Source organism: Caenimonas sedimenti (assembly GCF_007833165.1).
Classification (GTDB): domain Bacteria; phylum Pseudomonadota; class Gammaproteobacteria; order Burkholderiales; family Burkholderiaceae_C; genus Ramlibacter; species Ramlibacter sedimenti.
In genome coordinates this window covers 230,044-247,181 of the sequence record NZ_VOBQ01000008.1, presented here as the reverse complement: position 1 = coordinate 247,181, position 17,138 = coordinate 230,044, and the positions used below count along the sequence as shown (strand labels likewise).

At 66.6% G+C, this 17,138-nt stretch carries 16 protein-coding genes; 2 read left to right on the top strand and 14 right to left on the bottom strand.

Going from position 1 to position 17,138, the window contains the following annotated elements; translation table 11 throughout:
• Window position 1: 1 nt before the first annotated feature.
• The gene (locus tag FN976_RS10790; RefSeq protein ID WP_186510844.1) at window positions 2-394 is read left to right on the top strand and encodes a Zn-ribbon domain-containing OB-fold protein; all 393 of its coding nucleotides are present in this window, start codon (window positions 2-4) and stop codon (window positions 392-394) included.
• A 16-nt stretch (window positions 395-410) separates the two neighbouring features.
• On the opposite strand, the gene FN976_RS10785 is transcribed toward FN976_RS10790, so the two are convergent.
• The 8 genes from FN976_RS10785 to FN976_RS10750 form a co-directional block, all read right to left on the bottom strand.
• The gene (locus FN976_RS10785; protein WP_186510820.1) at window positions 411-1,328 is read right to left on the bottom strand and encodes an alpha/beta hydrolase; all 918 of its coding nucleotides are present in this window, start codon (window positions 1,326-1,328) and stop codon (window positions 411-413) included.
• A gap of 19 nt (window positions 1,329-1,347) precedes the next feature.
• Complete coding sequence (locus FN976_RS10780) at window positions 1,348-2,139, bottom strand: ABC transporter ATP-binding protein (RefSeq protein ID WP_145893010.1); 792 nt, start codon at window positions 2,137-2,139, stop codon at window positions 1,348-1,350.
• A 55-nt stretch (window positions 2,140-2,194) separates the two neighbouring features.
• Window positions 2,195-3,439 (bottom strand): ABC transporter substrate-binding protein, encoded by a 1,245-nt coding sequence (locus FN976_RS10775; RefSeq protein ID WP_145893009.1) that lies wholly within the window; start codon window positions 3,437-3,439, stop codon window positions 2,195-2,197.
• Window positions 3,440-3,502: 63 nt separating this feature from the next.
• Window positions 3,503-4,744 (bottom strand): ABC transporter substrate-binding protein, encoded by a 1,242-nt coding sequence (locus FN976_RS10770; protein WP_145893008.1) that lies wholly within the window; start codon window positions 4,742-4,744, stop codon window positions 3,503-3,505.
• Between the two features lie 48 nt (window positions 4,745-4,792).
• A complete protein-coding gene (locus FN976_RS10765) occupies window positions 4,793-5,866 on the bottom strand; it encodes a branched-chain amino acid ABC transporter permease (RefSeq protein ID WP_145893007.1) in 1,074 nt (357 codons plus the stop codon).
• 4 nt (window positions 5,867-5,870) lie between these two features.
• A complete protein-coding gene (locus tag FN976_RS10760; RefSeq protein WP_145893006.1) occupies window positions 5,871-6,758 on the bottom strand; it encodes a branched-chain amino acid ABC transporter permease in 888 nt (295 codons plus the stop codon).
• Between the two features lie 2 nt (window positions 6,759-6,760).
• Window positions 6,761-8,704 (bottom strand): AMP-dependent synthetase/ligase, encoded by a 1,944-nt coding sequence (locus tag FN976_RS10755; protein ID WP_145893005.1) that lies wholly within the window; start codon window positions 8,702-8,704, stop codon window positions 6,761-6,763.
• Window positions 8,694-9,491 (bottom strand): ABC transporter ATP-binding protein, encoded by a 798-nt coding sequence (locus FN976_RS10750; RefSeq protein ID WP_145893004.1) that lies wholly within the window; start codon window positions 9,489-9,491, stop codon window positions 8,694-8,696. The genes FN976_RS10755 and FN976_RS10750 overlap by 11 nt, the downstream gene beginning before the upstream one ends.
• Window positions 9,492-9,752: 261 nt before the next feature.
• On the opposite strand from FN976_RS10750, the gene FN976_RS10745 reads away from it, so the two are divergent.
• Window positions 9,753-11,198 (top strand): MmgE/PrpD family protein, encoded by a 1,446-nt coding sequence (locus tag FN976_RS10745; protein WP_255440298.1) that lies wholly within the window; start codon window positions 9,753-9,755, stop codon window positions 11,196-11,198.
• 6 nt (window positions 11,199-11,204) lie between these two features.
• Here FN976_RS10745 and FN976_RS10740 read toward each other — a convergent pair whose 3' ends face one another.
• From FN976_RS10740 to FN976_RS10715, 6 genes are all read right to left on the bottom strand, one after another.
• Window positions 11,205-12,080, bottom strand: a complete 876-nt coding sequence (locus FN976_RS10740; protein WP_145893002.1) for a hypothetical protein — start codon at window positions 12,078-12,080, stop codon at window positions 11,205-11,207.
• Entirely contained in the window at window positions 12,077-12,871 is a 795-nt protein-coding gene (locus tag FN976_RS10735) for a CoA-transferase (protein ID WP_145893001.1), read from the bottom strand. Before FN976_RS10735 ends, FN976_RS10740 begins: the two co-directional genes overlap by 4 nt.
• Window positions 12,872-14,029, bottom strand: coding sequence for an acyl-CoA dehydrogenase family protein (locus FN976_RS10730; protein WP_145893000.1), 1,158 nt, complete (start codon window positions 14,027-14,029; stop codon window positions 12,872-12,874).
• A 75-nt stretch (window positions 14,030-14,104) separates the two neighbouring features.
• Window positions 14,105-15,415, bottom strand: coding sequence for a phenylacetate--CoA ligase family protein (locus FN976_RS10725; protein WP_145892999.1), 1,311 nt, complete (start codon window positions 15,413-15,415; stop codon window positions 14,105-14,107).
• Window positions 15,412-15,855: a Zn-ribbon domain-containing OB-fold protein gene (locus FN976_RS10720; protein ID WP_145892998.1), complete on the bottom strand. Its 444-nt coding sequence runs from the start codon at window positions 15,853-15,855 to the stop codon at window positions 15,412-15,414. Before FN976_RS10720 ends, FN976_RS10725 begins: the two co-directional genes overlap by 4 nt.
• A gap of 23 nt (window positions 15,856-15,878) precedes the next feature.
• Window positions 15,879-17,108 carry a thiolase family protein gene (locus FN976_RS10715; protein ID WP_255440297.1) on the bottom strand — a complete coding sequence of 410 codons (1,230 nt, stop codon included), beginning with the start codon at window positions 17,106-17,108 and terminating at the stop codon, window positions 15,879-15,881.
• Window positions 17,109-17,138 lie beyond the last annotated feature (30 nt).

Genomic DNA, 17,138 nt, shown 5'->3' with positions numbered 1-17,138 from the left:
TATGCTGATCAAGGAACGCAAGCTGGTCGCCCCCACGGTCTACCCGGAGACGAAGGCCTTCTGGGACGCCGCCGGCGAAGGTCGCCTGCTGGTCAAGCAGTGCGACGACTGCGGCGACCACCACCACTACCCGCGCGCAGCTTGCCCGTTCTGCGGCAGCGAACGCGTGCAATGGCGGCAAGCCAGCGGCAAGGGCACGATCTACAGCTTCAGCGTCATGCGGCGCGCCGAGGTACCCTACATCATCGCCTATGTGACACTCGCAGAAGGTCCTACGATGATGAGCAACATCGTCGATGCCGATGCCGACGCGGTGCGCATCGGACAGCCGGTGACGTTGAAGTTCAGCGCCAGCGAGGGCGGGCCGCCATTGCCGGTGTTCACGCCGGCCTGAGCCGGCGCAGCCGCCATCAAGCCGGATCAGCCTCGGCGCGTTGCCGCAGCGCCCCGTGCATGAATTGCGCGACGCGTTCGATGGCCTGCTGGCCTTCGTCGAGCATGCGCGCGTACCAGTGCCAGACGTGAATCATGCGCGGCCAGACTTCAAGCGTGGTGTGCACGCCGGCCTCGCTGGCGGCGAGGGCCAGTTGTCGGGCGTCATCGACCAAAGCCTCGCCGCCGGCGACCTGCACGAGCAGCGGAGGCAGGCCGCGAAGATCGGCGAACAGCGGCGACACACGCGGGTCGCGCAGGCTGCGTCGACCCATGGTCGCATGGGCCATGGCACGCAGCACGGCGTGGTCGATCAGCGGGTCGTGGCTGGGCCGCTGAGGATCGCACGCTGGCAGGCTGCAGCTGAGGTCGGTCCAGGGCGAAATGCACACACCGGCGGCCGGCAGCGGCAGGCCGGCTTCGCGCAGCGCAACCAGGGTCGTCAGCACCAGCCCGCCGCCGGCCGAGTCGCCGGCCAGGACGATGCGGCCGGGCTTGACCCGCTGTGACGCAATCAGCCAGCGGTAGGCGACCACGGCGTCGTCCAGCGCGGCTGGAAAAGGGTGCTCGGGTGCCAGCCGGTAGTCGAGCGTGAACGCGCGGGTGCCGGCGGCCAGAGCGATGTCCGCCGCAAGGTGGCGGTGCGAGCGTGGCGAGCCGATGACATAGCCGCCGCCATGCAGGTACAGCACGACGGCATCGCTGGCGCCTGCGGGCAGCAGCCATTCACCGCGCACAGGGCCGGTGTCGAGCACTTGCAGCGTGACCTCGCCCTCCAAGGGGAAGGCGACATGGGCGCGCTCATACTGCGCGCGCAACTGCCCGAGGGTGAGCGAGGTCTGCGGCGGCAGCCGCCGCAGCCGCTCGAGCAGCTTCGCTATCGTGCGTTCAGACACAGCGCTGCCGCTGGCAGGATCAGGCCAGCCAGCGCTTGCGGCGCCGGTAGTGCTTGATCTCCTTGAAATCGCGGCCCTCGGCGCCGCCGAGGTAGGCCTCGCGGATGTCCGGGTTGTTCTTCATGACCTCGGCCTTCTCGTGCATGACGACGCGGCCGTTCTCGATCAGGTAGCCGTGCGACACGACGTCCAGCGCGGCGATGGCGTTCTGCTCGACCAGCAGGATCGACATGCCTTCATCGCGGTTGATGCGCCGGATGATCTCGAAGATCTCAGCCACGATCACCGGCGCCAGGCCAAGGCTGGGCTCGTCGAGCATGAGCAGCTTGGGCTGCGTCATCAGGGCCCTGGCGATCGCCAGCATCTGCTGTTCGCCGCCGGACAGGTAGCCCGACTTGGCGGTGCGGCGCTGGTGCAGGCGGGGGAAGTAGGAGTACACCCGGTCGCGGTTGCGTTCCATGTCGGCCTTGCCGCCATGCACGGCAGAAGCCGCGATGAGGTTTTCGTCGGGCGTCAGGTGCTCGAAGACACGACGGCCTTCGAGCACCTGGGCGATACCGATCTTGACCCGGTCCTGCGGCGCCAGCTTGGCGATGTCCTGGCCCATGAATTTCACGTCGCCACGCGTGACCTGGCCACGCTCCGACTTGAGCAGCCCGCTCACTGCCTTCAGCGTGGTGCTCTTGCCGGCACCGTTGGCGCCCAGCAGGGCGACCATGCCGCCCTGCGGTACCTCGATGGAAACACCTTTGATGGCCAGGAAGACGTGGTCGTAGATGACCTCGATGTTATTCAGGGTGAGGGCGTTCACAGATCATTTCTTCCAGATTTGGCGATCTCGGCGGAGTGGCCGTCAAGCCGCGAACCTACTTTGCTGCCTTGGCGAAATCGGCCGAGTTGGCCTTGACGAGCGTGTTGACCAGGCCCGTGTAATCGGCGAACCAGTCGGTCTGCGCCACCCACTTGCTGCCGTCCCACATGTCGATGCGGGTCTTGCCGCCACCGCCGTGGTCCTTGGGAGTGATGGTGATCGGGGCCATGAAGCCCTTGGCATCAAAATTCTTGATGCCATACATCCCTTGCCGGATCTTCTCCGGCGTCAGCGGCCACCCCTGTGTCTTGACGGCGATGCGCACGCCTTCGAACACAGACGAGTACACGGCCAGACCCGTGTTGTAATAGGAATCGGCGACGAGTTTGCGGTCGCCATTGCCCTTGCCCTTGTCATAGAGCTCGCGCAGGATGTCCTTCACCAAAGGATGCTCAGCTCCGCCGACGACGACGGTCGAGCGCTTGAGTCCCTTCGCGGCGGCCGCACCAAAATTGTTGATGTCGACCTCGTTGATCCAGTTCACGGTGACCAGTTTGTCGATCGGAATGCCATTGCGCTGCATCTCGCGGAAGGTGATCGGATTCAGCGGCGAGAAGGACCACAGGATCAGCCAGTCGGGCTGGAAGCGCCGAATCTGCGCGAACGCCGCGCTCTGGTCATTGCCCGGCACAGGAAATGGGAAGGACTGGAATTCGTAGCTCTCGAGCCGCTTCAGAGCCTCGAACACCGGCATGGGCTCGCGGCCGAAGGGCGTGTCGAGGTACAGGAAGGCCACTTTCTTGCCCTTCAAGCTGCCCCCACCTTGCTTCTTGAAGTAGCTGATGATGTTCGCCGCCTGGCCCCAGTAGGTGGGAGCCAGCGGAAACACCTGCTTGAAGACTTCGCCGTCGACGGCGTCACCCCGGCCCACCAGGGGTTGGACCAGGATGTTCCCATCCTGCATGATGCGCGGCAGCACGGCGCGGGAGACTGGTGTCGAGAAGAAATCGAAGACCATCGTCCCTTCACGCTTCAGCCGCTCGTAGCAGTCGATTCCACGTTGCGGTTCGTTGCCATGGTCTTGAACCGAGACTTCGATCGGGTGTCCTTCGAGGCCACCGCGTGCGTTGAGCAGGTCCGCGTAGTCCTTGACGGCTTGCGCCAATTGTGGGACAGCGGCGACATAGATCTTCGTCAGGTCGTAGCACAAACCGAACTTGATCGGATCCGCGGCCAGCGCGACCTGGCTCGAGACCAGCAAGGCGGCTGCCACCAGCATTCGCTTCAGAGTGGATTGCATGTGAGGTTCTCCTGTTCGGTTGTGCCCCACACCGGCCGCAGGCCGGTGTGGGGACGAGGGCTATCACTTCCCGGTTGATTTGGCGAAATCCGCCGAGTGCTGCTTCACCGTGGCCCAGACCAGATCGTTGTAGTCGGCAATCCAGTCCCCCTGTGGGATCCACTTCGAGCCGTCCCACAATTCGATCCGTGTCTTGCCGCCCCCGCCGTGGTCCTTGGCGCTGACTGTGAGCGCCGGCAACAGGCCGCTGGCGTCATAGCCGCGCACGCTCTCCAGACCCTTGCGCATCTTCTCCGCGGTCATCGGGGTCTTCTCGCTCTTTACCGCCAGTCGCGCGGCCTCGAAGATGGGCGCGTAGATGGCCAGCCCCGTCGAATAGTAGATGTCGGAGAGGAACTTGCGGTCGCCGTTGCCCTTGCCCTTGTCGTACAGCTCACGAATGATGTCCTTCATGATGGGGTTGTCGATGCCGCTGGTCACCGTGGTCGACCGGCGGATGCCCTTCGCGGCATCGTGCCCGATGTTGGTCAGGTCTGTTTCGTTGAACCAGTTCACGGTGATCATCTTGTCCAGCGAAATGCCGTTGCGCTTGGCCTCCTTCGACGCGACCACGTGCATGGCCGAGAACGCCCAGTGCACGATCAGGTCCGGCTGGAAACGGCGCATCTGCGACCAGGCAGACGACTGGTCGCTGCCCGGCAGCGGGTACGGGAACAGCTGGAGCTCGAAGCCCTCGCGCTTCTGCAGTTCCTGCATCACCGGAATCGGCTCTTGCCCGAACGGGTAGTCGATGTACAGGAAGGCGATTTTCTTGCCCTTGAGGTTGCCGCCGGACTGCTTCTTGAAGTGGCTGACGATGTTGGCGGCCTGGCCCCAATAGGTGGGGCCGAGCGGAAAGACCCACTTGAACACTTCGCCATCCACCGTATCGCCACGGCCTGCGAGCGCCTGGACCATCACCTTGCCATCCTTCATCGCGCGCGGCAACGCGGCTCGCGACACCGGCGTGGACAGGAAATCGACAGTCAGCGCCTGGTCCTTCACCTTCTCATAGCACTCGATCCCGCGCTGCGGCTCGTTGCCATGGTCCTGGACGATGATCTCGATCGGGTTTCCCTCGATGCCACCCTTCAGGTTGAGCACCTCCGCATAGTCACGCACCGCCTGCACGACCTGCGGCGTGATGAAGGTGTAGGCCTTGGTCAGGTCGTAGCACAGCGCGAAGCGGAGGGTTTCGGCGTGCGCGGGCACGGCTCCTAACAGCACGGCGGCCGTGCCGAGCATCAGCTTGAGTTTCCGGTACATGGTGGTCTGCTCCTGTGGGGTGGTTGGGGATGGATGGTGTGCGAGGCGCTATTTGCGGGCGTAGCCGAACGGCCAGAAAATGAGGTAATTGCGCATGTTCGTATAGATCTTGGCCAGACCGAGAGGTTCGAATAGTAGAAACCCGATGATCAGAATCCCGTAGAGGAAGCTCGGGATGTGGGCCAGCAACTCGATGCCGATCTTCAGGTTCATCGCCTGGGCGCCTGCGAAGATCAGATTGGCCACGATGCCTGGCAGCAGCAAGATGAACGCGACGCCGAAGTAGCAGCCGATCACGCTGCCCAGGCCGCCCACGATCACCATGGCCAGCACCTGGATCGAGACGTTCACGGCGAACTGTTCCGGCGTGACGGCGTGGTAGAAGGTAAAGATCAGAATGGCGCCGCTGATGCCACCGATAAATGAGGACATCGCAAACGCCACCAGCTTGTAGTAGAAGCTGTTGACGCCGATGACTGCGGCAGCGAAGTCCTTCTCGCGCACCGCCACCAGGGCGCGTCCAAGACCGGTGCGGCGCAGGTTGAGCATGAAGATGGTGACGAGTACGCACCAGACCAGCACGACATAGTACAGGCCGGCGTCGGACTTGACCTCGATGCCCAGCAGGCGCAGCGGCGGCGCCTGGATCGTGGCCTGAGTGCCGCCGCTGACCGCCGGAACCTTGTTGATCACCCAATCCATCACGAACTGCAAGGCCAGCGTGCTGAGCGCCAGGTACAGGCCGCGAACGCGCAGTGCCGTGATCGCGAAGGCGCAGCCGATGAGCGTGGCGACCGCTCCCGCCAGCACAATGGCGATCTCGAAGGGAATGCCGTTGCGTGTGGCATGGACAGCGGTGTACGCGCCGATGCCCATGATGGCGGCGTACCCGAAGTGGAACTGCCCGGCCCAGCCGAGGATGAGATTGAGTCCCAGCGCCGCAGCTGTCCAGATGAGCCACGGCAATACATAGCTCTTCATATACAACGAACTCAGCAGTATCGGCGCCGCGAGGGCCAGTGCTAGCAGGGCGGCGAGTTGCCAGCGTTCGAAGGGAATGGGGAACAGCTGCCGGTCACCACGGTAGGTGGTGTGGTGGATGCCTGCCTGACGGTAAAACATGGATTCAGATCCTCTGGATATCTTCGCGGCCGAACAGGCCATGCGGGCGGATCAGGATGGTCAGCACCAGCGTCGCGGCGACCACAAGTTCGCGGCTGCCGCCGCCGACCAGGCGGTCGAGGTAGCCCGAGGCCACGCCCTGGAACATGCCCAGCAGCAGGCCGGCGACAATGGCGCCACCGATGCTGTCCAGGCCACCCAGCACGGCCACTGCGACACCCATCAGCAGCAGTTGCGACAGCGACTGGTCCACCCCCTGGATCGATCCCCACAACGCACCGGCCAAGGTGGCCACGGCGGCTGACATTGCCCAAGACAGCGCGACGCCGCGTTCGACCGAAATGCCGACTGACCACGACGCCGTGTAGTCGTCGGAAATCGCTCGCAGCACGATGCCCATGCGGGTGCGGAAGAACAGCACGAAGAAGCCGAATAGCAGCAGAGCCGTGACGCCGCCGGCCACGTAGCTGCGATTGATCAGCACGGAGCCAAGGAAAAGCGGGTCCGAGGAGATCGGCAATGGCAGTACCCGGTTGGTGCCGCCCCAGGCGACGAGTGCTGATGCCCGAACGAAGATGTCGAGCGCCAGCGTCATCATCAGGATCATCACCAGTGGCCTGCCTGCAAGCCGGCGCAGCGCCACGCGCTCGATGCCCATGCCGATCAGGAACATCAGCACCATCGCGACCGGCAAGGCCACCCACATCGGCGCCTTCAACACTTCAAAGACGGCCAGCGTCACGAAGGCGCCGAGCATGGCCAGCGCCCCTTGGGCCAGGTTCGGCACCGAAGACGACTTGTAGATGAGCACAATACCCAGTGCGACGAGTGAATACATCAGACCCGAAAGGGCACCGTTGATGGCCAGTTCGAGAAACAGTGACAAGTCCATAATCAAAGATTCCTCAGCACCAGGTTGCGTTCGATCACGCCGGTGTCACCGGTGTCGTAGGTGATCTGCGCCTTCATGACGATCGAGTCGTCACCGGCATAGAGCGCCTGGATGACGGACGCGTAGCGCTCTTCGATGACGTTGCGGCGCAGCTTGCGCGTGCGCGTGATCTCGCCGTCGTCGGGGTCGAACTCCTTGTGCAAGTCGACGAAGCGCCGGATGCGCAGCCCCTCGGGCAGAGCCTCGTTCAGGCGCCGGATCGCACCGGCCACCAGCTCGCACACCTCGGTCTTCTGCGACAGGTCGGCGTACGAGATGTAGGGGATGCCGCGCACCTCGGCCCAGTGACCGACGGCGTCGCCATCGATACACACCATCGCGCAGAGGAAGTCGCGCCCGGTACCGAGCACAGCGACGTCCTTGATGTACGGGCTGAACTTGAGCCGGTTCTCGATGTAGTTCGGAATGTAACGCTCGCCCTTGGCGGTGTGCACGACTTCGGACACCCGGCCAAGCACGACCAGGTGGCCGTTGGGTTCGACATAGCCTGCGTCTCCGCTCTGCAGCCACCCGTCGATGAGGGTCTTGCGCGTCGCTTCCTCGTTCTGGAAGTAGCCGCTGAAGACGCTCTCCGAGCGCAGCAAGATCTCGCCGTCGTCGGCGATTTTCGCCTCCACGCCCGGCAGCGGCCGGCCGACTGTGTGCAGGCGCACTTCGTCGGCGGCCTGCACTGCGTTGAACGCGCTGCTCTCGGTCTGCCCGTAGAGCTGGCGCAGGTTGATGCCCAGTGCCCGGTAGAAGAGGAAGGTGTCCTCCCCCATCGCCTCGCCGCCGGTCAGTGCCACGCGCATGCGGTTCAACCCGAACTGGTCCTTCAGCGGCCCGAACACCAGGATCTCGCCCAGCCGGCACTGCACGCGCTGCATCGCTGTCGGGGCCTTGCCATCGAGCTTCAGCCGTTCGACGGCGACACCGACGTCGATGAAGTGGTCGAAGATGCGCTTCTTCAGCGGCGTGGAGTCCTCCATGCGGACCCGGATCGAAGTCAGCATGTTGTCCCAGCTGCGCGGGGCGGCCAGATAGAGCGTGGGCGCGATCTCGCGCAGGTTGCGCAGCACGGTTTCCGACCGTTCCGGAATGTTCACGGTGAAGCGCAGCGCGATGCCCGCGGCCATGGTGACGGCGAAGTCACCGATCCAGGCCATGGGCAGGTAGGCCAGGATGTGCTCGCCCCAGCCGAAGACCTTGCCCTGGTAGGCGTTGCGCACGCCAGCGAGCACGTTGCGCTGCTGCAGCACCACGCCCTTGGGCTTGCCGGTGGTGCCCGACGAGTGCACGAACACCGCCGGGCCCTCGGGTACCGCCCGGTTGATCAGGGCGTCGCGCAGATTCGGTTCGTTGCGCAGGCGGGCGGCGCCAGCGTCGCGCAGCTGCTCCCATGAAGCCAGCCCATCGACCTTGTAATGGTTCAGGCCGCGCGGGTCGTCGTAAACGATGTGCCGCAGCGACGGCGCGTTCTCGCGAAGTTCCAGCAGCTTGTCGACCTGCTCCTGGTCCTCGGCCAGCGCGAAACGCGCCTGCGCCTCGCTGGCGAAATGGAGCACCTCCTCGGGCGTGGCGTCGGGATAGACCGGCATCGCATAGCCCTTGAGCGCGCCGGCGGCCAGCATGCCGAGGTACAGGCGAACGCGGTTGTCCCCCAGCACCAGCATCGAGTCTCCGGCGGCAAAACCCAGTTGCTCGAGACCGGCCGCGATGGCCAGGACCTCGTCAAGCACTTGCTCCCAGGTGAATTCCTGCCAGATGCCGAGCGCCTTCTCGCGCATGGCGACGTGGCGCCCATGGCTGCCGGCGTTGATGGCCAGCAGCCGGGTCAAGGTGGTCTGCGGGTTCAGGTCCCACTGCTGCGCTGCGGCCGCGGCGAGGGCGAGGTCTTCACGCTGCATGCTGCTGCGCCTTTCCGAGATAGGCTTCGATGACGCGCGGGTTGGCGACCACGTCGCGCGGCAGACCGGTCCCGATGACTTCGCCGTAATTCAGGGCCATGATGCGGTCGCAGATGCCGATCACGACATCCATGTGGTGTTCGATCAGCAGCACCGTGATGCCGCGTTCGTCGCGCGCGTCGAGGATGAAGCGCGCCATGTACTCCTTCTCCTCCTGGTTCATGCCCGCCATCGGTTCGTCCAGGATCAGGAACGTCGGCTCGGCGACCAGCGCGCGGGCCAGTTCCACCCGTTTCTTCAGGCCGATGGGCAGTGTTTCCACTGGCTCGTCCCGCACGCCCTGAAGTTGCAGGAACTCGATCGTCTCCTCGCACAGCCGGCGGTGCGAGATTTCCTCGGGCTGGCTCAGCCACCAGTACAGCGCCGTCTTGATGACGCCGGGGTTCAGGTGCACATGGCGGCCGAGCAGGATGTTCTCGAGCGCCGACATTCCATTGAACAGCGCCAGGTTCTGGAAGGTACGCGCGACATGCTGCCGTGCCACCTTGTGCGGCTTCATGCCGGTGATTTCTGTGCCGTTCAGCAGGATGCGGCCCTTCTGCGGCGGGTAGAACCCGGTCACGGCATTGACAAGCGTTGTCTTGCCGCTGCCGTTGGGGCCGACCAGGCCGAAAATCTCGCCGCGGTCGATGCGCAAGTCCACACCGGTCACTGCCACCAGGCCACCGAAGCGGCGCTCGATGCCCTGGCACTCAAGGACCGGAATGGCCTCGTTGGCAGACTTCACGTCGCTGTCTCCTGTATTTTGGTAACCTGCCTAATGTTAGGCGATTTGTCGCGCATGATGGGCTCCGGTGACTCGCGAATCGAGCCATTTCTTCTACATATTCTGCGAATTTGGCGAGCTCACTTCACGGCGATCACGATTCGTCGAACAACGCGTTTCTAACAAGCGTTCGGCTGAATGTCAATGGACGTATATCCTCTGGTGCACCAGCCTGGGCCGCCTAGAGTGCGCTGGGGACTCAGCGCACCGCATGCCGGGCACTTGTCGCCAAATGGATCGCAAGACCCGGTCGGCGAGCCGTCCCGGCGCGGAGACGGTCTGACTGTCCGGCAGCAGATTGAGGAGACTTTCACGACACTCGCACAACGCCTCGGCTGCTTTGTCGCCGACCTCGATCTGACGCAGGTTCCGCCACCCGTCGTCGAAAAGGCCCGCACCTGCCTACTCAACGGCTATGGCATCGCGCTCGGCGGGCACGCCACGTCGTTCGCCCCGGTGGCGCGGCGGGCGGCGCTGGCGCTCGACGGCGAGCGCAGCGGCGGCGCCACTTTGCTTGGCGACGGGCGAAAGACCTCGGTCGATGGCGCCGCGCTGGCCAACTCGGCGCTGTTTCACGGCCGTGCCCAGGAAGACACCTGCGGAGCCGGGCACTTCGGCACGATCATGATTCCGCTGCTGACTGCGCTGGTCGAGGCACGCGGCCTACCGGTGGCGCGCATGCTGCCGGCGCTGATTGCCGGCTACGAGGTGGGCGGCTTGCTCGAATCGGCCTACGGGCCGAAGACGACGCCCGCCGGGCTGCGCGCGTCGCCGCTCTACGGCACGCTGGCCGCGGCCGCTGCCAGCGCGCACCTGCTCGGCCTCGACGCCGGGCGCAGTGCGGCGGCGCTGGCGAACGCGGCCTCGTTCACCGGCGGCATGCTGCAGTCGTTCGCCGACGGCACCGACGAATGGCGCTACCAGGTCGGCGTCGCCGCACGCAACGGGCTGGTCGCGACCGAACTCGCGCGCGCAGGTTCGCGCTCGGCACCGAGCGCTTTCGAAGGTCGTTCGGGCTTCGTCAAGGCATTCGCTCGCAGCGATTGCGATGTGCCCGCCTTGCTGGCACGGCTGGGGAAGGAATGGTCGGTGCAGCGTGTCACCTTCAAGCCATTCCCGGTATGCGCCTTCAACCAGACACCGGTGACCGGTGCGCTGGTCCTGCGCGACAGGCTGGAAGGGCGAGCCCTGAAGCAGGTGCGCGTGCGCATGAATCCGTTCGAGACCGGCTACGCCGGCATGGACGCCAAGGGCCCGTTCGACTCGATCTCGGGCACGTTGATGAGCATCCCGTTCTGCATCGCGCTGACGCTGCTGCGCGGCACGCCCAGCATGGCCGCGATGACGACCTACGACGATGCCGACGTGAACGCGCTCACTGATCGCATCGACCTGGTCACCGACGACTCGGTGCCAGTGCTGTCTTGCGTGATCGAGGCTGAGACCGCCGCCGGTGCGCGGCTGGTGCAGGACCAGCGCATGACGGTTGCCGACTTCTCCTACGACTGGGACACCGACTCGAAGCTGGTTCGGCGCATCGGCGCCGAGACCGGTGTGCCGACGGCGGCTTACGACCGAGTGGAGACGTTCTGCCGCGAGCCCGAGCGGGCCGGCATCGCGGCGGTGCTGGAGGCTTTCGCGATGCTGCCGAAACCGCCCGCCAACTGAAGCGGGTCAGCGCAACGGCATCGCCGCCTCCTGCGCATACAGGCGCAGCAGCGCGTCGCGTCGCGCCGGGCCGCTGGCGAACTCGATGTCGCGCACGCGGTGCGGGTCGATCTGCGTGCGCAGCCGCTGCAGCAGTGCGGCGTCCGGTTTGGCCGTGTACGGCACGCTGCCCACCGCCACGCCAGCCGGCGTGCGCTCGCGCAGCTGCTCGTGCGTCACTCCGGGGTGGCGGCTGAGGGCGCGCGCGCCGGCCGACGTGAACTCGAACACCGCGAGATTGGTGACCATCACGGCATGGCCTGCCCCCGGCGGGTGCGCGGCGATCGGGTCGGCGACGACGAAGTCGACCGCGTCGACGAAGCAGCGGCTGTCCTGCTGCGGCAGGTAGACGAGAAAGGGCTGCGCGATCTCGGCCAGTTCAGCCAGTCCCGCCAGGCCGGCGAAGCGGCGCAGGCGCCCTTGCTGGTCGGCGACGCGCAGGCTGTTGATGCGTCCTTTGGCATCGATCTGCAGCGGGCGCACGAACTGGCGCACGCGTCCCGCTAGACGAGGCATCATCTGGCCGATCCATTCGGGCGCCTCGTAGCGCCGCAGCGCGCCGATCTGCGCGGCGCGTTCGCTGCGGCTCAGGAAAGCGGGTCGTTGGGCGCGGGTCAGCGTCAGCGCCGCCGGGTCTTCGAGCGCGGGGCCCTGGCCATTGGTGCGCGTCTGCGCCAGCAGCGCGGCGACCTGGTTCAGCGCCGAAGCCAGGCCAAGCTGAATGACCTCGGCGCGCAGCAGCCAGTCGCTCATCGTGCAGACCATCATCTCGGCCACGTCGGCTGGCGCGGCGGGTGCGTCGCTGCGGGTGTCATTGACGTTGACGTTGACGTTGACGTTCATCGTGCCCCTCCTTCGAGCCGGGCACGGGCCCAGCCGGCGACGGCGTCGCGCTCGAGCGCCGTGTAGTCCAGCAGTGCCGGCCAGTCGGCCTCGTAGTCGGGCAGGCAGCCGCCGGGCTTGGCGCCTCCGGGCGCATGTACGACCATGCTGACCAGGGGCTCGGTGAGGTCGGCTTCGACGCCACCGGCCGTGATGTCATCGACCAGTTCTTCGCAGGTCACGACGGTTCGCTGCGCTGCCAGCGCCAGCAGCCGGTCGGCCGCCCGGTGGCCACCGAATACCGCATTGCCCCGGCGGTCGGCGCGCCAGGCGTGTACGTAGGCGACGGTGATGGGCAAGGGCGGGATCGCGAGTTGCTCCTCGTCGGTGTAGGGGCAGCGCACCCGGCGCAGATCGGGCCGCACGTGTGCCAGCGCCTCGCCATGGCGCGCCGCCAGTGGCAGGAAGGACGCGCCCTCGACCGCCGCGTTCAAGCCCAGCATCAGCGAGGTCTCGGTCTCCTCGATCACGTCGCAGCCGGCCTTCAGCCCCGGCCCCATGCCCAGCGCCTCCATGCCGAGGTAGAAGCCGCGCACGCGCTGCGCCACGCCGGCGGCGGCCAGCAAATCGGTCTCGACGCCGCCGGTCAGCACCAGCAGCTCGTCGAAGCGCAGACCGTGCGCGGCCCAGTGCATCGCGATGGCGAGCGGCCGGCGACTGAAGCTCCAGCCACCGAGTGCGACGCGCGCGGCGCCGCGCGCGAGTTCGGCGGCGGCGGCCCGGCTCGCCAGCTTTCCGTTCGACGCAGCCACCTACAGCCCCATGCCGCGCGCGATGATGTCGCGCTGCACTTCCATCGCGCCGCCGCCGATCTCGAACAGTTTGGCATCCTGAAAGTGCATCGGCAGGCCCGAGTCGACGGTGTAGCCGTAGCCGCCCAGCAGGTGCAGCCCGGTGTAGGCGCAGTGCATATAGCACTCGGCACCGGCCACCTTGGCGAACGAGGCCTCATTGTGGCAGGCGCCCGTTTTCTCGAGCACGCTGGCGCCGCGGTAGACCAGCAGCCGCGCGGCGTCGGTGCGCAGCTGCATGTCGACGATCTTGTGCCGCACCGACTGCAACTTGGAGAGCGGCTTGCCGAACTGCACGCGCTGCTTCAGGTAGACCACCACCTCGTCGATGATGGCTTGCGAGGCGCCGACGCCGATCGCACCGTGGTACAGGCGCTCGTTGTCGAGCCCGCCGAGCACACATTGCCAGCCCTTGTTCTCGGGCCCGATCAGCGCGTCCGGCGGCAGCACCAGGTCGCGGAAGTGGGCCGAGAAGGTCGGCACCGGCCCCAGGCCCATGGTCTCGATGCGCGTCAGCTCGATCGCCGGGTTACTGCCCGGGTTCGGGATCAGGAAGGTCGAGATGCCCTCCTGTTTGACGGCGTGCGGGTCGGTGCGCGCGGCCAGGATCAGGAAGCCCGCGGACTTGGCCTGCGAGCAGTACAGCTTCTCGCCGCTGATGACCCAGTGGCCGTCGGCGCGCTTGACGGCGGTGGTGCGCAGCGACGCCGCGTCGCTACCGGAGCCGGGCTCTGTGAGGCCCAGCGCCATGAAGATCTCGCCGGCCATCACCTTGGGTAGCACTATGTCCTTCTGCGCTTGGGTGCCGAACTTGGCCACCATCGGTGCCAGGATCACCGCGACGCGGCCCCAGGCGGTTGTGATGGCTGATGAGGCGCGCGCGAACTGCTCGACGAAGGCCAGCATGCCCATCGGGTCCGGCCTCTCCAGGCCGCTGTAGGCCTCGGGCAGCAGGAAGCCGTAATAGCCCATCTTGCCCAACTTCTTGAACAGCTCCTGCGGCGGCTCGACCTTGTCACGCACCCACTGGAGCACCTGCTGGCGCGGCATCTCCTTCTCGACGAAGCGGCGTGTCGTCTCGGTGATCGCGCGTTGTTCTTCACTCAGTTCGAAATCCATGGGTCGTGCTCCGTTCGGATCGTGGTTCTGGTTCAGCCGCGTCTGGCGGCGGTCTCGGTGGCAAGGCTCATGGCATCACGCCGTCCTGTCGTCAAGCACGCGCAGCGTCTTGTAGCCGACGCGCGGCAGGTCGTCGTGGAACGACACTTGGGTCGGCAGCTTCAACTCGGCGTCGAGATGGACTTGCAGCCGCAGTGCCACGCTGGACGCGGCGTCGCCGCCGAGCGTGGCGGGGCGCAGCAGGCGCACTTCGAGCGTCTGCCGCTCGACCGCGTGGCGCACCAGCGCGAATTCGAGATTGCGGCCGTCCTCGCTGCGCGACAGCGCGGTCTCGACCTGGAACGGGTAGACAGCGCTGCCACGCACCGGCACGCGGTTGGCCAGCCGGTCGAGCAGCGTGAAGCGGCGCGACGTGCGGCCACAGCTGCACACGCCCGGGTGTACGCGCACCATGTCCTCGGTCCGCCATCGCACATGCGGCGTGGCACGGCGGTAGAAGTCGGTGATGACCATCTCGCCCACCTCACCCTCGCGCGCCGGCGCGCCGGTGGCCGGGTCGACCACCTCGACCAGCGTCATGTCCTCGCCGTGCCAGTGCTCGCCGTCGTGGGCCGGACACTCGGCGCTGAAGAGGTTGAAGTCCGAGCCCTGGCCCGACAGCGTCGTGACCTCGATGCCCAGCGTCTGGCGGAACTGCTCGCGCGCTTCCGGGCCGAGCGCCGCGCCCATCAGAATCGCGCGGCGATACGGCAGCGTTGCGCCGTCGGGCGTGGCCGCGGCGTGCTGGGCCATCGCGCGCAGCGTGGCCACGCCGGCCTGCAGGAACGTTGGCTCGAGCGAGCGAGCGACCTCGACATAACGCGGCACCTGTGCGGGCTCGTGGTTGTCGCGGATGATCCACTTCGCGCCGGCGCGCTGCGCGCCGAGGCGGAAGATGTCCGCCGCCGGCGTGAACGGCGTGACCAGCATCTGCAGCACATCGCCCGGCCGCAGCCCGCTGCACCAGAACAGGCGTGCCGCCAGCTCGACGTTGCGATCCAGGTCCTGGGCGTCGAAGGCCTGGTAGGTTTGGCGTCCGCTGGTGCCGGCCGAGGGGCCCGACAGCACGATGTCCTCGCGCGGCACGCACAGGTGGGGCAGGGCGCTGCCGGCGTGGTCCATCGCGGCGCGCAGGTCGTCCTTGGTGCAGAGCGGCACGAGCGCGGCAAAGTCGGCCAAGCTTCGCACCGCCACCGGGTCGACCCTCGCGAGGCGCTCGCGCTGCATTGGCGAGCGTGCCTTGACCCAGGCCAGCAGCGCCTGCACGCCCTTCAACTGCAGTGCCTGCCGCTGCTCGGGTGCCATGCCTTCGGCTGCGGCGTCCCACATGGCACGCGCATCGCTCATCGCGGCGCGTCCTCGCCGACGAGGCGGAACACCGGCAGCGCGACCTCGCGTTCGGGGAAGGCCACCTGCACCCGCTTGTCGACCGCCATGTCCTCGGGCCGGCCTTCGATCTCGGTGAACAGGAACCAGTCCTCGTTGAGCCGCACCAGGCCGATCGTGTAGGGCGCATGTGCGCGCCACACGGCCGAGGGCGGCCGATGCACGACCGAGAAGCTGTAGATGCTGCCCGCGCCCTTGGACTCTTCCCACGCCGGTGTGGCGCCGGCCTCGCACATCGGGCAGATCGAGCGCGGCGGGAAGATCGCGCCGCGGCAGGCCGGGCAGCGCTGGAACAGCAGCCGGCCCTCCTTGACGGCGGCCCAGTAGGGCAGCGCGTCCTGCGTGACGCGCGGGGTCGGGAAAGATTCGGTGTAGTCGGCGAATTCGCCTTGTTCCAACATGATGTGTGCTCCTGGTGCGGCGGCTACTGGGCTTCGGTGCCGAGGATGACGGCGCTGTGGCAAGCCAGCATGCCGCCGGCCGAATACGCCATCGCGCGCTTGGGCGAGTTGCCGGCGAGCAGACCGAGCGGGTCGCCTCGCAACTGGCGCACGGTCTCGACCAGCGAGTCGGCGGCCACCGAAATGCCGGGTTGGCCGAAGCCCATCCAGCCCCCGTTGGTATCGACCGGAAAGTCGCCGCCCGGGCGCATGCGCCCGCTGCGCACCAGATCCATTGCGCGGCCCTTGGGCGCGAAGCCCAGGTCTTCGAGCTGCACGAGCACGGTGTGCGAGAAGTTGCCGGCGAGGGCGCCGAGCTGCATGTCGGCGGGTGTCATGTCGGCCATCGCATAAGCCTCGCGCGCGGCGTGGGCGGCGCCGGTGGTGGTGATGGCCGGCAGCGGCCCGAGCGGGATGCGGCTCTTGCGCAGGTTGATGCGCTCGCACAGGTACTCGTGCGTGGTGCAGGTGCCGAAGCCGTGGATGTAGATCGGGCGCCTGGCATGCTTCGCGCGTTCGACGCTGGTGACGACGAAGGCGCCCGCGGTGCCGCCGGGGCCCCAGGTGGCGCACATCCAGCGCCGCAGCGGCGAAGAGATGTAGGGCGAGCGCATCACGTCGTCGACGGTGATCAGGCCGTGCCTGCGCTTGGCCGCCTTTGGGTGATGAATCGCCCATTCCTGGCGCTGCACCGCGACCTCGGCGAAGTCTTCCTCGGTGACGCCGAACTCGTGCATGTAGCGGCAGGCGAGCTGCGCGTAGATGGTCGGAATCGTCGGGCCGTAGGGAAACTCGAACTGCGGGCACGCGTCGGTGGCCGCGCCCACCGCGGTGGCGTCGATGAACAGCTCGACAGCATCCGACTGCACGCACAGCACGTAGTCGGCCACGCCCGCGGCGATCGCCAGCGCAGCCTGGCCGATCATGGCGTTGACGCCGGCACCGTGGAAAGTGATCTCGGTCGTCATGCGCACCGGCATCTGCATGTGCGAGGCGAAGATGTTGTTCCACTGCGGCCGCCGGTCGGCCCAAGGCGAACGGCCGGTGAGCAGGATGTCGATGTCGTCCTTGCGAATGCCGGCGTCCTTGAACGCGGCCCAGCTCGCCTCGGTGGCGAGCTGCAGCGGGTCCTTGACGTCCTGCTTGTCGGCGTACGCGTCGCCCATGCCGACGATGGCGGCGACGCGGCCGAGGGAGCGGTCGGGTGTCTTCACGCAATGACTCCTGTGGGTAGGTCTTCAGTG